14 protein-coding genes and 1 pseudogene are annotated in these 18,437 nt (G+C 72.4%); 10 read left to right on the top strand and 5 right to left on the bottom strand.

What is annotated here, in order from left to right; translation table 11 throughout:
• Positions 1–59: 59 nt before the first annotated feature.
• Together glpK and J421_RS24065 are read left to right on the top strand one after the other, a co-directional pair.
• Positions 60–1,592, top strand: coding sequence for a glycerol kinase GlpK (gene glpK / locus J421_RS24060; RefSeq protein ID WP_025413669.1), 1,533 nt, complete (start codon positions 60–62; stop codon positions 1,590–1,592).
• Positions 1,589–2,500, top strand: coding sequence for an MIP/aquaporin family protein (locus J421_RS24065; protein WP_025413670.1), 912 nt, complete (start codon positions 1,589–1,591; stop codon positions 2,498–2,500). Before glpK ends, J421_RS24065 begins: the two co-directional genes overlap by 4 nt.
• Before the next feature lie 22 nt (positions 2,501–2,522).
• Here the strand turns inward: J421_RS24065 and J421_RS24070 are convergent, their stop codons facing one another.
• Entirely contained in the window at positions 2,523–3,437 is a 915-nt protein-coding gene (locus J421_RS24070; protein ID WP_025413671.1) for a hypothetical protein, read from the bottom strand.
• 228 nt (positions 3,438–3,665) lie between these two features.
• Between J421_RS24070 and J421_RS24075 the strand changes: the two genes are divergently transcribed.
• The gene (locus J421_RS24075; RefSeq protein WP_104023236.1) at positions 3,666–4,274 is read left to right on the top strand and encodes a choice-of-anchor R domain-containing protein; all 609 of its coding nucleotides are present in this window, start codon (positions 3,666–3,668) and stop codon (positions 4,272–4,274) included.
• Between the two features lie 179 nt (positions 4,275–4,453).
• Here the strand turns inward: J421_RS24075 and J421_RS24080 are convergent, their stop codons facing one another.
• The 4 genes and pseudogenes from J421_RS24080 to J421_RS24095 form a co-directional block, all read right to left on the bottom strand.
• Positions 4,454–5,332, bottom strand: a complete 879-nt coding sequence (locus J421_RS24080; RefSeq protein ID WP_025413673.1) for a hypothetical protein — start codon at positions 5,330–5,332, stop codon at positions 4,454–4,456.
• Between the two features lie 45 nt (positions 5,333–5,377).
• Positions 5,378–8,112 (bottom strand): annotated as a pseudogene (locus tag J421_RS33740) (CHAT domain-containing protein).
• A 417-nt stretch (positions 8,113–8,529) separates the two neighbouring features.
• Positions 8,530–9,783, bottom strand: a complete 1,254-nt coding sequence (locus J421_RS24090) for a hypothetical protein (RefSeq protein WP_148306513.1) — start codon at positions 9,781–9,783, stop codon at positions 8,530–8,532.
• Between the two features lie 248 nt (positions 9,784–10,031).
• Positions 10,032–10,805: a rhomboid family protein gene (locus tag J421_RS24095; RefSeq protein ID WP_025413676.1), complete on the bottom strand. Its 774-nt coding sequence runs from the start codon at positions 10,803–10,805 to the stop codon at positions 10,032–10,034.
• A 79-nt stretch (positions 10,806–10,884) separates the two neighbouring features.
• On the opposite strand from J421_RS24095, the gene J421_RS24100 reads away from it, so the two are divergent.
• The 7 genes from J421_RS24100 (at position 10,885) to J421_RS24130 (ending at position 18,392) form a co-directional block, all read left to right on the top strand.
• Positions 10,885–11,823, top strand: a complete 939-nt coding sequence (locus J421_RS24100; RefSeq protein ID WP_025413677.1) for a 2-dehydropantoate 2-reductase — start codon at positions 10,885–10,887, stop codon at positions 11,821–11,823.
• 394 nt (positions 11,824–12,217) lie between these two features.
• Positions 12,218–13,951, top strand: coding sequence for a dihydroxy-acid dehydratase (gene ilvD, locus J421_RS24105; RefSeq protein WP_025413678.1), 1,734 nt, complete (start codon positions 12,218–12,220; stop codon positions 13,949–13,951).
• Positions 13,948–15,735, top strand: a complete 1,788-nt coding sequence (gene ilvB, locus J421_RS24110; RefSeq protein ID WP_025413679.1) for a biosynthetic-type acetolactate synthase large subunit — start codon at positions 13,948–13,950, stop codon at positions 15,733–15,735. The genes ilvD and ilvB overlap by 4 nt, the downstream gene beginning before the upstream one ends.
• The gene (ilvN, locus tag J421_RS24115; RefSeq protein ID WP_236646361.1) at positions 15,732–16,133 is read left to right on the top strand and encodes an acetolactate synthase small subunit; all 402 of its coding nucleotides are present in this window, start codon (positions 15,732–15,734) and stop codon (positions 16,131–16,133) included. The genes ilvB and ilvN overlap by 4 nt, the downstream gene beginning before the upstream one ends.
• A complete protein-coding gene (gene ilvC, locus J421_RS24120; RefSeq protein WP_025413681.1) occupies positions 16,130–17,221 on the top strand; it encodes a ketol-acid reductoisomerase in 1,092 nt (363 codons plus the stop codon). Before ilvN ends, ilvC begins: the two co-directional genes overlap by 4 nt.
• Positions 17,218–18,195 (top strand): branched-chain amino acid transaminase, encoded by a 978-nt coding sequence (locus tag J421_RS24125; RefSeq protein ID WP_104023238.1) that lies wholly within the window; start codon positions 17,218–17,220, stop codon positions 18,193–18,195. Before ilvC ends, J421_RS24125 begins: the two co-directional genes overlap by 4 nt.
• Entirely contained in the window at positions 18,192–18,392 is a 201-nt protein-coding gene (locus J421_RS24130) for a hypothetical protein (protein WP_025413683.1), read from the top strand. The genes J421_RS24125 and J421_RS24130 overlap by 4 nt, the downstream gene beginning before the upstream one ends.
• The last annotated feature ends 45 nt before the right edge of the window (positions 18,393–18,437 follow it).

The raw sequence follows: 18,437 nt of genomic DNA on the forward strand, positions 1-18,437 counted from the left end.
GAACATAGCCGCCTCTCCGGGGCACGCGCCCCCGACTTCCCGCCTAACAGGAGCGACCGGTGAGCGACGGCGTGGTGCTGGCGATCGACCAGGGTACCACGGGCACCACGGTGCTCGTCTTCGACCACGCGGCGACCATTCGCGGCCGCGCGTACGGCGAGGTGACGCAGCACTACCCGCGCCCCGGCTGGGTGGAGCACGACGCCGAGGAGATCTGGCGCGGCGTGCGCATGCTCGTCGGCGCCGCGCTCGCCGACGCCGGCGTGCGGCCCGCCGAGGTGCGCGCCGTCGGCATCACGAACCAGCGCGAGACGACCGTGCTGTGGGACCGCGAGACCGGCCGCCCGGTGCACCACGCCATCGTGTGGCAGGACCGGCGCACCGCGCCGCTCTGCGAGGAGCTGAAGGCCGCCGGCCGCGAGGACGACGTGCGGCGGCGCACGGGGCTCGTGCTCGACCCGTACTTCTCCGGCACGAAGCTCCGTTGGCTGCTCGACAACGTCGACGGGCTCCGCGCGCGGGCCGAAGGGGGCGAGCTCGCGTTCGGCACCATCGACGCGTGGCTGCTCTGGCAGCTCAGCGGCGGCACCGCGGCCGCCGGCGCCGTGCACGGCACCGACGTGACGAACGCGTCGCGCACGCTGCTGTTCGACATCGGCGCGCTGCGGTGGGATCCCGCGCTGCTCGATCTGTTAGGCATCCCCGCCGCCGTGCTTCCCACGGTGCGCCCGTCGGCCACGCTGCACGCGCGCACGAATCCCGACGCGTTCCTCGGCGCCGAGGTGCCGGTGGCGGGGATCGCCGGCGACCAGCACGCGGCGCTGTTCGGGCAGGCGTGCTTCCAGGAAGGGATGGTGAAGAACACGTACGGCACCGGCGCCTTCCTCATGATGCACACCGGCGCGCGGCCGGTGCCGAGCCGCCACGGGCTGCTCACCACGCTCGCGTGGCAGATCGACGGCGAGCCCGCGGAGTACGCGCTCGAGGGATCCATCTTCGTCGCGGGCGCGGCGGTGCAGTGGCTGCGCGACGGGCTCGGGGTGATCGAGAGCGCGGCGGAGACCGAGGCGCTCGCGACGTCGCTGTCGTCGAACGAGGGCGTGTACTTCGTCCCCGCGCTCACCGGCCTCGGCGCGCCGCACTGGGACCCGTACGCGCGCGGCACGCTGTTGGGCCTCACGCGCGGCTCGACGAAGGCGCATCTCGCGCGCGCCGCGCTCGAGAGCATGGCGTACCAGACGGCGGACGTGGTGAGCGCGATGGGGAACGATGCCGGGCTCACGCTGCACGCGGACCGCCCGCTGCGCGCCGACGGCGGCGCGGCGGTGAACGCGTTCCTCATGCAGTTCCAGGCGGACGTGTTGGGCGTTCCGGTGGAGGTGCCGCGCGTGAGCGAGACGACCGCGTTGGGCGCCGCGTACCTCGCCGGTCTCGCCACGGGGTTCTGGAAGGACCGCGCGGAGCTGGCCTCGCGGTGGCAGCTCGCGCGCCGCTACGAGCCGCGGCTCGGCGAGAGCGAGCGGCGACGACTCACGACACGCTGGCTGCGCGCCGTCGAGCGCGCGCGATCCTGGGAACAGGAGGACGCATGACGGAGATCAGGGTGACGCAGCGACGCGGATGGCGCGGCGGCGTGCTCGGCGAGTGCTGCGCGGAGTTTCTCGGCACGCTCGTGCTGATCGCGTTCGGCACCGGCGTCGTCGCGACGGCGGTGGCCGCGCTGAGCCAGTCGGGACGCGGCTCCGCGGCGTTCGTCGCGGGCGGCGACTGGCTGCTCATCACGTTCGGCTGGGCGGCGGCCGTCACGTTAGGCGCGTACGTCGCCGGCGGTGTGAGCGGCGCGCACCTCAACCCCGCGCTCACCGTGGCGCTCGCGCTGCGGCGCGGCTTCCCGTGGGGCAAGGTGCTGCCGTACGCGGTCGCGCAGATCGCCGGGGCGTTCGCGGGTGCGGGGCTCGTGTACCTGAACTACGCCGACGCGATCCACGCGTACGAGATGAGCCAGGGGATCGTGCGCGGCGCCGCGTCGGGCGCGGGCACGGTGGGCATCTTCGTCACCGGGCCCGCGCCGTACTACGGCGGGAGCTTCGTCGGGCCGGTCGTCGACCAGATCATCGGCACGGCGATGCTCGTCCTCGTGATCTTCGCGCTCACCGACGAGCGCAACCAGCCGCCGAAGTCCAACCTCGCGCCGGCGGTCGTCGGGCTGCTCGTCGCCGCGATCGGGATGTCGTTCGGCGCGAACGCGGGCTACGCGATCAACCCGGCGCGCGACTTCGGGCCCCGGCTCGTGACGTGGCTCGCGGGGTGGGGAAGCGCCGCGTTCTCCGGCGGCGGCTACTGGTGGGTGCCGATCGTCGGCCCGCTGATCGGCGGACCGTTAGGCGCGTACGTCTACGACTTCTTCGTCGGCGGCGTGCTCGTCGCGCGCGGTGAGCCGCCCACACGCGACGTCGAGACGGGCGGTCGCGTCGTGAAGGAGGAGCCGGTCGTCGCGTGACGCGGGAGCGCGCCGCGCCGGGTCAGAAGCTGCCCATCATGTCGCCCCAGTAGGTCGTCGGTACGTCGCAGTGGTTCTCCGTGGAGCTCTTGAAGGTGCGCCCACCGCCCGGCGGCATGAATCCCTTCGCGGCGTCGGTGGGCCTGGGCGCGTAGGTGATGACGACGTTCGGCGCCGCGAGCGAGGCGCGGCTGGCGTCGGGATCCTTCGTCGCGTTGCTCCCGGCGCCGCCGTTCGCCTTCGCGAGGATGCCCCGCATCGTCGTCACGTTGCTGCCGTACTTCTTGCTGTCGTTGGCGCCCTCCGCGGTCCAGAACAGGAAGTACTTCCCCCCCGCGGCCGCCCAGTCCACCCACGCGCTCGGCGACCCGTACATCGAGTCGAAGCCCCAGCACTCGCGCACCTTCGCGAGCTTCGACGCCTTCAGCTCCTGGGCCATCTTCAACATCGGGGAACCGCCGCCCGAGTGCGCGGCCAGGACCAGGTTCCGGATGTGCATCACCGGGTCGCTCTTCTGGTCGTCCGTCGGCTCGGCGCCGTGCCACTTGAACGGATCCTTGGTGACGCGCGCCGCGATGAACCCCACGACCTTGCTCAGGAAGTCGTCCGCGCCCATGTCGAGCTTCAACCCTCCGTCGAGATTCAGGCGCGGCGCGACGAGCACCACGTTCTTCTTGCTCTTGTTCACCATCTCGCGCAGGGGAAACGTGCTGCTGCGCCAGATGTCCCGAATCGTGTCCGAGTTGCTGCCGCCGCACGGCGTCGGCAGACCGTGAAAGTACACGAGCAGATCGAGCGTGCCGCTCGGGATGTACGCGTCGGGAAAGTAGATGCCGACGTCGTTGGCACCATGGTTCTTGACGATCGACGCGGGGTAGACGGTCAGCTTCGACGGCGCCTTCGAGTTCGTGCCGGGACTCTCCTCGATGTCGGGCATGCCAGGCTCCTGTCTCGGGCATGTGGGGGCACCCGACGTCCGCGGTGACGTCGCCCCCGATTCGCCATACGCAATCCGTCGGGTCGACCGGACACGGCCCCATGCATGGAGACGTCGAGACTGGTGAACGCGTGGCGAAGGAGGAGCCGATGGTGACGTGACGAACCGGGCGCTCGCCGCCTTTCACCATGGAGGGCCGTCGAGTGTCCTTCCTCTAGGAGGTGAGCCATGCGTGTCGCGAGTCGAGCCGTTCTGCTGGCGTTGCTGCCGTGCGCGGCCGGTGCGCAGGTGACGGTATCGGTGCCGTGGGACGGCGTGCACACGTTCACGTGCACGGCGGGGTCCGAGTTCTTCTGCGGTCAGAGCTTCACGACGCCGACGACGTACACGACGCTGCAGAGCTTCAGCCTCCACATGCAGACCGCGTCGAGCCTCTCGTTCGAGTTGTACGCGCTGAACGGAAGCGACGTGGTCGGACCAGCGCTGTTCACGCAGACGTTCGGGCCGACGGCCGGGATCGCGACGGTGACGTTCGCGCCGTCCGGCGGTCTCGCGCTGACCGCGGGCGCGCCGTACGCGGCGCTCGTGCGCGTCGCGGCGGGGACGCAGATCGTCTTCCTGGACGACTGGGCGGCCCCGTACGCGGGCGGCGCGCTCGCTTTGGGATGTCAGCCGACGTGCGACTTCTCGGTCCCTGGCCAGGACCTCGACCTCGCGTTCACCGCGTCGTTCGTCCCCGAGCCGGCGACGCTTGGCCTCGTCGCGATCGGGATGCTGGCGATCGGTGGGGCGGCTCGATCGCGTGGCAGACGGCATGGGGCGGTGCTCTTCGAGTGAACCGCAGAGGACGCAGAGGGCCGAAGATCACATCGATGGGGCGAGGTGCCAGGCGAGTACTCCGGGGATCCACGTGCGATTGAAAAGATCTCGAGATCCTCTTCATCGCCGTTGGATCGCCAGGGTACTCGCCGAGCACCTCTCAAAGAGAGCGGTCCTCTGCGGCCCTCCGCTCGCCATCACGCGAACTTCGCTTGAGACTCGGAGCAGATGGCGCTCGGCGAGGTGAGGTCGGTCGCGAGCTGCTTCCGTCGTGCAAGCTTTTCCTTCGGAAACATCCACTTGTCGTGATCGACGAGCGGCGTCGCGAGGTCGTAGTACGCGATGAAATGATCGTTCGGGTTGTGATGTGGCGGGGCACCGCCACTGCCCGGCAGCGCCGCGTCGATCGCGTGGAGCAATCCGATCTCCACGCTGCCGTCCCTCGCGAACAGGAAGCGCGGAAGCGGCTCGGATTGCGACGGCGTCGTGACGATGCCGTTCAGCTGGACCAGCGCCGCGACGTCGACTGCCTCGCCGTGTGGTGTCATCGTCGAGGGAAAGCCCGAGATGCGCCACGGCACCTGCTCCGCCATGAGCTGGCATCGCCTCTCCGGGCCCGCAGGATCGTCGAACCGGACGAAGCAGTGCTCTACCGCGTCGTTGATCCGCTGCTGCGCTCCGTCGTGCAGCTCCACGCGTCCGATGAGCGGAACGCCTGCCGGCAGCGAAGGCTGAATGCATCTCGGATCGACGGCGCCGAAGTTCTCGCCGCTACCGAGCAGGACGACCGCGGCGGGGTCGACGACCGCCTTGGCGGAAGCACCGGTCCGCTGCCCGACGGCGACGCGAAAGCCTTCGAGCTTGATGCTGTGAAAGTCGCGCACCGTGCCACCCGGTGGCGTCGTGGCGTTCCGATCGAACACGAAGGCGAAGAAGTGCTCGTCGTGCAGCCTCCGGCCGGCGTTCCCCGCGTCGTGCCGGCCGGCTCGCGGCATGAGCACGTGCATGATCCTACCCCCTTTGTCCGGAACGAACATGCACAGCCCCGCGATCGTCAGCGTGATGTCGATCGGCATCGTCTCTCCCGGTGATCGAGAAGTCTCAGCGTCGCTCGCCGACCGTCATCGGCCGACGTAGCGGAACCCCGCCCACGCCGTCGGGGCGCGGAGAGCGGGACGTGCCGAGTGGAGGAGCGCGAGCTGCGCACCACGCAGCGCGGCGGCCGGCTCTCCGCTCTCCACGTAGCGGCGGTGGAACTCGGCCATGAGCGCGGCGGTCGCATCGTCGTGGACACGCCACTGCGCGCCCACGACGCCGACGGCTCCGGCTCCGAGGAATGCGCCGGCGAGCCCCGAGAACCCCCGCCGCGCGCGCCGGTCGAGCGCAGCGTCTCGCACGCCGAGAGCACTACGAGACGCACGCGCTCGAGCGGCAGCGACGCGATCCGCTCGGCCGTTAGGCCGCCGCCCGGGCCGGCGAGCAGCAGCATCGATCGCTCCGGCCGATCGTCGTCGAAGACGGCGTGGCCGGCGTAGTGCACGACGCTCACGCGCCGCAGCGCGGCCGACACCGCCGCCGGCGTGGCGTCGGCGCCCCCGATCACGCGCGCGCGGGCGTACCGCTCGCTCACCGTGCGCGCCTCGACGCGGGCGCCGGTCAACGGCGCGAGCGCGGGATAGGCGGCGCGATCGAACGCGGGGTCGGCGATGACGAGCGCGTCGCCGTCGGCGGCGCGCGACGTCGGCGGCGCGTCGCCGCGCAGCGTGAGCGCGTCGCGCAGCACGAAATCCTCCACGAGATAGCGTCCGCGCGCCGTGTCGAGCAGCGCAGCGAACGGCACCGCCGACAGCTCCCCGTCGGCGACGAGAACGAGGCGTGTCCCGTCGGGCCCGAGCTGCGCACGCACCGGACGCGCGAGCCAATCGTACAGCCTCGCCAGCTCGACGCGTGCGTCGTCCGTCGTGCGCAATTCGAGTGCGGCGCGCGCTCCCTCCGCGGTGCGCACCAGCGCATCGTGCGCGACGACCGCCTGCTTCAGGCGCACGTCCGATCCGCGCACGGTCCACGTCAGCAGCGTGTCGCCGACGAGCGCGTAGACGAGCGCCGTCTCGCCCGGCCGCGCGTGGATCGGCGAGGCGTCCGTCGCCACGCGCGACCGCTCGAGCCCCGCGCGCCCCGTCTCGAGCTGTCGCAGCGACGACGCGGCGTCGCCGCGATTGGCGTAGTACATCACCGCGCGGTCGACGGCCCCGCGCGCGGCGTCGACCAGCGACGCGCGCAATGGCAGGCTGTCGGTCGCGCGCTGCTCGCGCGCGAGCAGCGCCACGGCGCGGTCGAGATCCGCGGCGGCTCCGCGGGCGTCGCCCGCTTCGGTACGCGTGTCGGCACGGACGAGCAGCGCGGGGATGAGTCGCGGCGGTACCACCGGCCGCTCGTACATCGCGACGACCGAGTCGAGCACGCGGAAGCTCCGGGCGCGCTCTTCGGGTGGGCGCAGCGTCAGCTCGACGATGCTGAGCTCCGAGGCGATCCAGTCGCGGCCCGAGCTCGCGGGCGCGTCCGCGATCGTAGCACGGGCGCGCATCGCGTCGGCGGCCGCGCGCGCCCGACCGTCGGCACCGGCCCGCATCGCGAGCTGCGCGCGAACGACGAGCGCTTCCGCCGCGAGCGCGGCGTTCCCCGTTCGCGCGGCGACCGCCACGCCCTCGTCCGCGGCGATCCGCGCCGTCCCGAGCAGGCCGTCGCTCTCCGCGGCGAGCGCCGTCATGTAGAGCGCGTTGTAGCGCCAGCCGGAGCGGCGCCCGGCACGAAGCGCCGTGAGCGCGCCCGACACCGAGCTCGCCGTTAGGCGCGAGTCGCCGAGCAGATACGCCGCGTGCGCGGCGAGCGTCTGCACCGCGCCGAGGTCCTCGCTTTCGTGCGCGCGCGCGAACCCGTCGGCCGCGGCCCGCAGCTCGCGCAGCGCGGAGTCCGACCGGCCGAGTCGAATGAGCGCGTGGCCGAGCGACCAGCGCGCACGCGCGACGAGTGCGGGATGTCGCGCCGAGTCCGCGCGCTCGATCTCGCGACGGAGCGCGCGCTCGGCGCCCGGCAGATCGCCCGCGTACAGCACCGTCGACGCCGCGAACACACGGGCCCACGCGCCGAGCGGCCCCGGCGCATCGGTCGCGCGCCGCAGCGACACGGCTGCCGCGGCGTGCCGCGTCGCGGCGTAGTCGGCGTAGCCATCCGCGTACGCGCGGTGCGCGATCGCGAGCGCGCGCGTGCGGGCCGCGTCGCCCGCGGCGGCATCGATGACGCGCACGGCGTCGATGAGCGTCGCGTCGTCGCCCTGGGACTCGAGCGCGCGTCCGATCGCGCGCGCCGACGTCAGGGCGCGCGAAGCGGCCGCCGTGTCGCCGCGGGTCATCGCGTCGCCCCAGGTCCGGAGCGCCACGTCCCAGCCGTGCAGGCGCGCGCCCTGCGGGTCCCTGCGCACCGCGTGCGCGACGTCCGGATCGTCCGCGCGGAACGACGTGCCGCCCGCGCCTTCGATGGCGGCGAGCCGCCGCCGCGCCTCGTCGGCCCACGGTCCCGTGGACTCCACCGCGAGGAAGTCGCGCCACGCACGCTCGGCCGCGTCGCCGAAGCCGAGTCGAGTCAGCGCGAGCGCGAGATCGAATCGGGCCGGCGCGCTGGTGCTGTCGAGCGACACGGCGCGCGCCGACTGCTCGGCGGCGTCGAACAGATCGCGTGCGTCGTGCCGGCGATCGGCGCGCACGAGCAGCGCGGCCGAGAGGTCGATGAGCGCGGCGTCGGCATTCGGCAGGAGTCGCGCGGCGGTCCGCAGCTGCGCGACGGATCGGTCGAGCGCCATCGGCGACGGATGGGCCCACGCGAGATCGCCGAGCGCGAGCGCGTGCAGCGCGTCCACGTCGACGTGCGTGCGACCGCGTGCGGCCGCGACGGCGAGCACGTGCGCGAGCTGCGACGGCGTCTCGAGCGCGGCCGGCGTGGCGCACGTCGTTCGGCGGCTCGCGGAGGTGTCGGCGTCGTCGCACGGTGCGTAGCTCTGCGGCAGCGACAGCCGCGCGGCGAACAGGCGACGTGGCGCGGGCAGCGCGCGCAGCGCGGCCACGGCACTCGTCGGCTCGGCCGTCGCGTCGGCGTGCCGCGCCTGGGCGCGACGCAGGAACACGAGCCCCACGACGGCGACGACGAGGGCGATGGTGAAGCGAGGCAGCGCCGTCAACCCGCCGCGCGGCCTCACGAGCGTTCGCCGCGCCGGGTGCACTCAGCGTCCGCCGGAGAAGAGGACCGACAGATAGCGCAGGTCGACCGACAGGCCGAGCGTGCCTCTGTGCTCCCACCGGAACGCGGTGGGGATCGTGGCCGCGGTGCCGGTGAACGGGGCCGCGGTGTCGACGTTCGGCGCGAGCCCGCGGATCCGCGCGTAGTCGAGCACCCAGATCACGTTCACGCCGTATAGCGCCTCGAACGACGCGCCGATGTCGAAGCGCGACATCGGATTCTTGATGCCGACGCCGATCACGGCGCCGAGGCGGTCGAGGAAGTCGCCGTCGTGGATCGGATCCCGTCCTGCGTACGGCCCCTGTCGCGTGAAGTCCAGGCGCCCGAGCAGCTGCGGGAAGTACTTCAGCACCGCGTACAGCTCCAGCGCCGCGACGTACTCCGGGCCGCTGTTCGTCGGTCCCTGATCGTAGATGAACTGCTTCGTCGGGTCGGCCTGATCGGCGCGCAGCGCGAAGCTCGCGTCGTGGAGCTTGGACAGCAGAATGCCCGCGTGGAGCGTCGCGCGATAGCGGTCGTACTGGTTGAGCGGGTACTTCTGCGCGACCGCGGGCGTCGGCTCGGCGACGACGACCTCGACGTCGACGGGGGTGTTGAAGCAGGTGCGCGGCAGGAACTTCTGGATCGTGTACTCGTTGGCCGCGAGCGTACGGGCGACGACGTCCGGAAACTTGTCGGAGCCCTGAAGGACGTTAGGCGCGGCGTTCTGCAACGCGCACGGCTCGAACTGCGCGCGGAGCCAGGAATCGGGTCGCGTCGTGAACACGCCGACGAAGATGGGATCACCGACGACGCCGTAGTCCCGGTTGTAGTAGCACACGCCGCCGCCCGGCTCCGCGCCGTCGAGGAACACGATCTCGGTGAAGCTGCCGCCGCGGCCGCGATGCGCCGTCTCGATCTCACCCTTCCACCGCTCGCCCGCGTTGAAGCAGTCGTCGAGGGTGCTACCGCGTCGCGCCGGTTGCGGCGGCGCCGGAACGCTGGCGACACCTGCGATGGCGACGACGTAGGGTCGACGGCAGATGGCCCCGTTCGCCGCGTCGAACTCGAGGATGCCACCGGAGATCTGACCGCGCTGCAATGTGACGAGCGCGGGAGCGTCGACGGTCCACGCGCCGTCCTTGACGCTGCCGACCGGCGTCGCCGTCTCCCGCCCGTTCACCGCCGTGACCAGCAGGACCTGCGTGGTCCCATTCGGCAGCGCACCGGCGACACGGCCGACATCGTGGAGCTCCACTCGGCCGTCGTTTGCCGTGAAGCACTGCGCGCGGCCCGTGCGTGCCAGGCACAGCAGGGCAGCGCCGAACAGGCACGCGGACCGCCCGAGAGGCGAGAGTGCGAACATGCCTCGTCACCATGCGTCGAGGAGGGCGCCGCGGGTGCAGCGCCGTCATGGTGGAATGGACGGCCGGCGTCGGCCGATTTCCCGCGGGGACTACCCTACACCCGCCCTCGGCGCACGCAAGACGAGGCCGGAACGGCGGCTCACGACACCGGCGGCTTCCGATCGTCCATCGGCACGAAGTTCGACAGGAAGATCCGCTCCTCCGGCGTGAGCGAGTCGACCCCCTGCGCGCTGATCTTGTCGAGGATCCGATCGACCTCGGCGCGGTTCACCTCGTGGATCGACGAGCGGTCGATCGACCGGAAGTCCGTGCCGGCCGGGACGCGCGGCGCGCCCTTCGCCACCTGACGGCGGAATGCGCCACGCGCGCGGCGCTCGGCGCGCTGGATCCACACCAGGTAGAGGAACGCACCCGCGTAGCCGCCGAGGTGCGCGAAGTGCGCGATGCCGCCGCCGCCGGAGAAGCCGCTCCACAGCGAGAGCACCGTCGTGATGATCACCAGCAGCCGCGCCGGCACCGGGATCACGCCGTAGATGTAGATCAGCTCGTGCGGCCAGAAGTACGCGAACGCGAGCATCACGCCGAACACGCCGGCCGACGCGCCGATGATCGGCGCCGGCGAGAGCACGAGCGACAGCAACGCGCCGCTCACGCCGCTCAGGAAGTAGAGGATCGTGAAGCGCCGCGTCCCCAGGCGCGCCTCCACGCGCGGGCCAAAGAAGTACAGCCCGAGCATGTTGAACAGGATGTGCGTCACCCCCGCGTGGAAGAACATGTACGTCACCATCGTCCACGGGTGCGTGAGCACGTCGCCGGGATAGAAGATGAACGCGTTCTCGATCCCCCGCAGCGTGAACTGCAGGAAGAACGCGGCGACGGTGGCGATGAGGATCGTGCGCGTGGCGGGAGTCACGGCAGGCGGATGCGTCTCTCGGGTGAGTCGGCGGCCTCCTGAAACATAGCTTACGGGCGTCGGCGGCCCCGGAGGGCGCATGCGGTTCGCGGTGGTGGGCGTGGGAGGCATCGGCGGGTACTTCGGCGGGCGGCTCGCGCTCGCCGGGGAGGACGTCGCGTTCGTGGCGCGCGGCGCCCACCTCGCGGCGCTGCGCGAGCGGGGGCTCGCCGTGGAGAGCGTGCGCGGCGACTTCGCGCTCCCGAGCGTGATGGCGACCGATGATCCGGTGGCCGTGGGGCCGGTGGACGTCGTCCTGGTCGGCGTGAAGACGTGGCAGTTAGGCGACGTCGCGGCGACGATGGGGCCGATGCTCGGCCCGGAGACGGTCGTCATCCCGTTCCAGAACGGCGTCGAGGCGGCCGACGTGCTCGGCGCGACGGTAGGACGGCAGCGCGTGCTGCTCGGCACCGCGCGCATCTTCAGCTTCATCGACGGTCCGGGGCGCATCCGCCACCTCGGCGGGCCGGCGTCGCTCGCGTTCGGCGAGACGGACGGCGGATCGAGCCCGCGCGTGGAGCGGATCCGCGCCGCGATGGAGCGCGCCGGCATCACCGTCGAGCGGCCGGCCGACATGCGCGTCGAGCTGTGGGAGAAGTTCCTGTTCGTCGTCTCGTTAGGCGGTGTGGGCGCGGTGGCGCGCGTGCCCGTCGGCGTGCTGCGCGCCGTGCCCGAGACGCGCGCGCTGCTGCGCCGCGCGATGACGGAGATCGGCGAGGTGGCGCGCGCGAGCGGCGTGACGCTGCCCGGCGATGCGATCGACCGCGCGATGACGTTCGTCGACGCGCAGCCGGCGGGCGCGACCACGTCGCTGCAGCGGGACCTCGCGGACGGCCGGCCGTCGGAGCTCGAGGCGTGGAACGGCGCGGTGGTGCGACTCGGCGCGCGCGCCGGCGTCGCGACGCCGCTGCACGAGTTCCTGTATCACGCGCTGCTGCCGACCGAGCTGCGGTCGCGCGGCGAGCTCGGGACGGGATGACACGACCTGGTGCTGTGTGTTTGGACAGGATGAACAGGACGGACAGGATGAGAACCCACAACAAGGCAGTTTTGTCTGGTTCTCATCCTGTCCGTTCTCTCCGTACAATCGTGAAACAAATTCCCGGGGGCTTGCACGACGTGGCCCCCCGGTCCTAAGATGGCGGCGTGACGCTCGCCGCCCTCGCCCTCATTACGCTCGTCGTACTCTCCGTAACGCTCGTTGCGGAGCTTATCGGCATGCGAGAGGGCGAACCGGCGTAGCACACCGACGACCGCGTCCCCTCTCGAGACGGGAGGGGACGCGAGCTTCTCGAACGAAGCCGCGGCCCGTCCCTCTCCGGACGGGCCGCGGTCGCTTTCTCCCCCCATTTCGGAGAGGCGACGAGAAGCGAATGCGATCGGACACGATCAAGCGCGGGCTCCAGCGGGCGCCGCACCGCAGCCTGCTGCGCGCCACCGGCCAGATCCGCGACGCCGCGGACTGGGACAAGCCGTTCGTCGCCGTCTGCAACTCGTACGTCGACATCGTCCCCGGCCACGTCCACCTGCAGGCGTTCGGCAAGGTGGTGAAGGACGCCGTGCGCGCCGCCGGCGGCGTGCCGTTCGAGTTCAACACGATCGGCGTCGACGACGGGATCGTCATGGGCCACGACGGCATGCACTACTCGCTCCCGTCGCGCGAGCTCATCGCCGACGCCGTGGAGACGATGGTGCGCGCCCACTGCTTCGACGCGCTCGTCTGCATCCCGAACTGCGACAAGATCGTGCCCGGGATGCTCATGGGTGCCGCCCGCGCGAACGTGCCCACCGTCTTCGTCTCCGGCGGGCCGATGGCCGCGGGACGCGACGCGGCGGGACAGAAGATCGACCTCATCACCGTGTTCGAGGGCGTCGGCGCGCGCGCCGCGGGACGCATCGACGACGCGCGCCTCTCGGACCTCGAGCGCAACGCGTGCCCGACGTGCGGCTCGTGCAGCGGCATGTTCACCGCGAACTCGATGAACTGTCTCTGCGAGGCGATCGGCATCGCGCTGCCGGGCAACGGGTCGATCCTCGCGACGTCGCCCGAGCGGCACGACCTCGCGCGCCAGGCCGCGCGCCGGCTCATGGCGCTCGTGCGGGACGGCGTGCGCTTCCGCGACATCGTGACCCGCGAGTCTATCGACAACGCGGTCGCGCTCGACGTCGCGATGGGCGGCTCGACGAACACGGTGCTCCACGTGCTCGCGCTCGCGCGCGAGGCCGAGGTGGACTACCCGCTCGCGCGCTTCAACGAGGTGGCCGAGCGCACGCCGCACCTCGCGAAGGTCTCGCCGGCGTGGGACGGCGACCGGCAGTGGCACATGCAGGACGTCGGCGAGGCGGGCGGCATCCCGGCGATCCTCGCCGAGCTCGCGAAGCTCCCCGGCGCGCTGCACCTCGACGCGCCGACGGTGATGGGCACGTCGCTCGGCGCCACGCTCCAGGGCGTGACGAACGCGAACCCCGCGTGCATCCGGCCGGCGAACGACCCGCACTCGCCGCGCGGCGCGCTCGCGGTGCTCCACGGCTCGCTCGCGCCGTTAGGCGCGGTGATCAAGGTCGGCGCGGTCGACCAGCACGAGATGCGGTTCCGCGGTCCGGCGCGCGTGTTCGACGGCGAGGAGGCGGCCACGGAAGCGGCGCTCAGCGGCGGCATCGTGCCGGGCGACGTCGTGATCGTGCGCAACGAGGGGCCGCGCGGCGGACCGGGGATGCGCGAGATGCTTTCCCTCACGAGCCTCCTCAAGGGCGCGCCGCTCGGCGACAAGGTGGCGCTCGTGACCGACGGGCGCTTCTCCGGCGGCACGCGCGGGCTGTGCATCGGCCACGTGTCGCCCGAGGCGGCGGAGGGCGGCCCGATCGGGCTGCTGCGCGACGGCGACATGATCGACATCGACCTCGCCGAGCGGCGCATGGACGTGGAGCTCGACGCCGAGACGCTCGAGGCGCGCGCCGCCGACTGGGCGCCGCCGGCGCCGCGCTTCACGCGCGGATGGCTCGCCCGCTACGCGGCCATGGTGACGAGCGCGCACACCGGTGCCGTGCTCGAGGTGCCTAACGCCAGGCCGACCGCCGCGCCGGCGCTCGCGGGGACCGTCGCATGAGCGCCGACCAGACGATGACGGGCGCGCAGATCCTCTGCGAGGCGCTCGTGCGCCAGGGCGTCGACGTGCTGTTCGGCATCCCCGGCGGCGCGATCATGCCGTTCTATCACGCGCTGCCGGAGTACGCCGACCGGCTGCACCACGTGCTCTGTCGCCACGAGCAGGGCGCCGGCCACGCCGCCGAGGGCTACGCGCGGGCGAGCGGCCGCGTCGGCGTGTGCGTGGCGACGAGCGGCCCCGGCGCGACGAATCTCGTGACGCCGATCGCCGACGCGTGGATGGACTCCACGCCGCTCGTCGCGATCACCGGGCAGGTGCCGAGCGCGCTGTTGGGCACCGACGCGTTCCAGGAGACCGACATCACCGGCATCACGGTGCCGATCACGAAGCACAGCTACCTCGTGCGCGACGCGCGCGAGCTGCCGCGCGTGATCGCCGAGGCGTTCCACCTCGCGTCGACGGGGCGTCCGGGGCCGGTGCTCGTGGACGTGACGAAGGACGCGCAGCAGGCGCGCGTGATCCCCGATTGGGAGGTCGCGCTCGACCTCGAGGGGTACGAGGACCACCGTGCCGCGCGCCCCGATCTCGACGCGGTGCGCCGCGGCGCGGAGCTGCTCGCGCGGGCCGAGCGTCCGCTCATCCTCGCCGGCAACGGCGTGATCCAGTCGGGCGGCACGCACGAGCTGCGCGCGCTGGCCGAGCGCGCGGGCGTCCCGGTGATCACCACGCTCCACGGACTCGGCGCGTTCCCGCACGACCACCCGCTGTCGCTCGGCATGCCGGGGATGCACGGCTGGGTGCACGTGAACCGCGCGATCCAGCGGTGCGACGTGCTGCTCAACGTCGGCAGCCGGTTCGACGACCGCGTCACGGGCAAGGTGTCCGCGTTCGCGCCGCACGCGAAGATCGTGCACGTCGACGTCGATCCGTCGGAGATCGGGAAGCTCGTGCGCGCCGACGTCGGCATCGTGGGGGACGCGCGCGAGGTGCTGTGCGCGTTGCTGGAGGCGCTCGGGAGTCGGGACTCGGGACTGGGGACTCGGGACTCGTCCCCCCCGAGTCCCGAGTCCCCAGTCCCGAGTCCCGACTCCCGCTCCGCCTGGCTCTCCGAGGTCCACGCGCTGCGCGACGAGTTCGAGCCGCGGCAGGCGTACCGGCGTCGGCCCGACACGCACGCGTTGCAGCCGCACGACGTGTACGCGGCGCTCAATGCCACGCTGCGCGAAGGGACGTGCCGCGTCGTGACCGACGTCGGGCAGCACCAGATGTGGACCGCGCAGCTCATCGACTGGGGACGGCCGCGGACGCACATCACGAGCGGCGGCGCGGGGACGATGGGCTTCGCCGTACCCGCGGCGTTAGGCGCCGCGATGGCATGCCCGGACGAGACGATCTGGGTGGTCGTCGGCGACGGCGGCTTCCAGATGACGAACCAGGAGCTGGCGACCATCCGCCAGGAGGGCGTGACCAACGTGAAGATCGCGATCATCAACAACGGCTTCCTCGGCATGGTCCGGCAGTGGCAGGAGCTGTTCGAGGGACGCCGTTACAGCGCCACGCCGCTCTCCGGCCCCGACTTCGCGCAGCTCGCCCGCGCCTACGGCGTGCTGGGCATCACCGTCGAGCGGCCGGAGCAGGTCGACGACGCGCTCGCCGAGGCAGCCGCGCACGACGGCGCGGTCGTCATCGACTTCCGCGTCGAGCGCGAGGCGAACGTGTTCCCGATGGTCCCCGCCGGCCGCGCGATCGGCGAGATGCTGCTCGACGCGGGAGTGCCGGCATGAGCGCGGAAATGAGCGCCGCGCCGCGTCACACCGTCGTCGTGCGGCTCCACGACCGCCCGGGCGCGCTGTACCGCGCCATCGGCCTCATTCGTCGCCGCGGCTACAACGTCGCGAGCCTCGTCGTCGGCGCGAGCGAGCGGCCGGGGACGAGCCGCATGGTGCTCGTCGTCGAGGCGAGCGACGTCCGCCAGGTCGTGCAGCAGCTCGCGCGGCTCGTCGACGTGCTGTCCGTGCAGGAGATCGACGCCGAGCCGGCGCACGTCGACGCGCTCGTCGAGACGATGCTCGCGTTCGATGCGGGACTCGGGACTCGGGACTCGGGACTCGAGTTCCGGAAACCAGTCCCGAGTCCCGAGTCCCGAGTCCCGACTTCCACTCTTCAGGAGACCGCCCGATGACGACGCTCTACTACGACGCCGACGCCGACCTCACCCGACTCGCCGGCCGCCGGTTCGCCGTCATCGGCTACGGCAGTCAGGGGCACGCCCACGCGCTGAACCTGCGCGATTCCGGCCTCGACGTGCGCGTCGGTCTCCCCGAGGGCTCGCGGTCGCGGCCCAACGCGGAGCGCGAGGGGCTGCGCGTGCTGACGCCGTTCGACGCCGCGGCGGAGGCCGACTTCATCGTGCTGCTCACGCCCGACCACACGCAGCGCGCCGTGTACGAGGAGGCGATCGCGCCGAATCTCACCGCCGGCAAGACGCTGCTGTTCGCGCATGGCTTCAACGTGCGCTTCGGCGAGATCGCGCCCGACGGCGACGTCGATGTCATCCTCGTCGCGCCGAAGGCGCCGGGGCACCGCGTGCGCGAGCTGTTCGCCGAGGGGGCCGGCGTGCCGTCGCTCGTCGCCGTGCACCGCGACCGCTCCGGCGGCGCGCTCGCCGACGCGCTCGCGTACGCGAAGGGGATCGGCTCGACGCGCGCCGGCGTGCTGCAGACGACGTTCGCCGAGGAGACGGAGACGGACCTGTTCGGTGAGCAGGCGGTGCTGTGCGGCGGCGTGTCGGCGCTCGTGAAGGCGGGCTTCGAGACGCTCGTGGCGAACGGCTACCAGCCGGAGGTCGCGTACTTCGAGTGCCTGCACGAGCTGAAGCTGATCGTGGACCTCATGTACCGCGGCGGCTTGAACTACATGCGCCACTCGGTGTCCGACACCGCGGAGTACGGCGACTACGCCGCGGGCGACCGCATCGTCACGAACGCGACGCGCGCCACGATGCAGGCGCTGCTCGACGAGGTGAAGGACGGCAGCTTCGCGCGCCGCTGGATCGCGGAGAACCGCGACGGCCGCCCGACGTTCGAGGCGCGGCGCGATGCGGAGTCGCACCACGCGATCGAGGAGGTCGGCCGGCGCATGCGCCGCATGATGCCGTTCCTCGACGCGAAGGAGGTGCTGCCCGGCCAGCGCGGCGCCGCGCCGGCGCAGACGCCTAACGATTTCGCCCTGGCCGAGCCCGAGGCGGCGCTCGCCGGAGCGGGACGATGAGCGCCGCGAACCCCGCGACGGTGTCGCTCGCCACGACCCCGGAGCTGATCTGGTTCAACGGGCGCCTCGTGCCGTGGGAGAAGGCCACGGTGCACGTGATGACCCACGCGCTGCACTACGGGTCGTCGGTGTTCGAGGGGATGCGCAGCTACGACACGGCGCGCGGCCCCGCGCTGTTCCGCGCCCGCGAGCACGTGCGACGCCTGCGCGACTCGGCCCGCGTCTACCGCATGGACCTGCCGTACGACGACGCGGCGCTCGTCGACGCGTGCCGCGCGGCGGTGCGCGAGAACGGGCTCACGAACGCGTACCTGCGCCCGCTCGCGTGGCGCGGCGCGGGCGCGCTGTCGGTGAGCCCCGTGCGCCACCCGGTGGAGGTGATGGTCGCCGCGCTCCCGTGGAACGTGCCGGCCGGCGACGAGTCGCTCGCGCCCGGCGCCGACGTGTGCGTCTCGTCGTGGACCCGCGCCGCGCCGAACACCATTCCCACGGGGGTGAAGGCGGGCGGCAACTACCTCTCGGGACAGCTCGTCGCGATGGAGGCCGAGCGGCTCGGCTACGCCGAAGGGATCACGCTCGACACGTCGGGCACGGTGAGCGAGGGGTCGGCGGAGAACGTGTTCCTCGTGCGCGACGGCGTCATCGTGACGCCGCCCGCCGCGTCGTCGATCCTGGCGGGGATCACGCGCGACACCGTGCTCACGCTCGCGCGCGAGCTGGGGCTGACGGTGCGCGAGGAGCGCGTGCCCCGCGAGGCGCTCTACGCGGCCGACGAGATCTTCTTCACCGGCACCGCGGCCGAGGTGACGCCGGTGCGCTCCGTGGACGGCGTGGTGCTCGGCGATGGCGCGCGCGGGCCGGTCACGACGCTGCTGCAGCGCGCGTTCTTCGCCACCGTGCGCGGCGAGACCGAGGACCGGCGCGGGTGGCTCACGTACGTGGCGGACGAGCTGGCGACGGAGGCGGCGGCATGATGCACGAGCGACACGGAGAGCATCACGGTGGCCCGCGGGAGAGCGGGCCGCCGCGCCCGCGCGAGACGACGCGGCCTAACGGCGAGCGCGGCACCGTGCGCGTCGCGGCGCCGCGCATCCCGGGGTCGCACGCGGAGCCGCCGACGCGACACGTGAAGCCGCGCGGCGGTCCCCCGCGGCCGCGCGGCGTGCGGTAGCCGGTAGCTTCGTCGTTGCGGACTACCTCGCCAGCCTCGCGCACA

It is taken from the genome of Gemmatirosa kalamazoonensis (assembly GCF_000522985.1).
GTDB classification, from domain to species: Bacteria; Gemmatimonadota; Gemmatimonadetes; order Gemmatimonadales; family Gemmatimonadaceae; genus Gemmatirosa; species Gemmatirosa kalamazoonensis.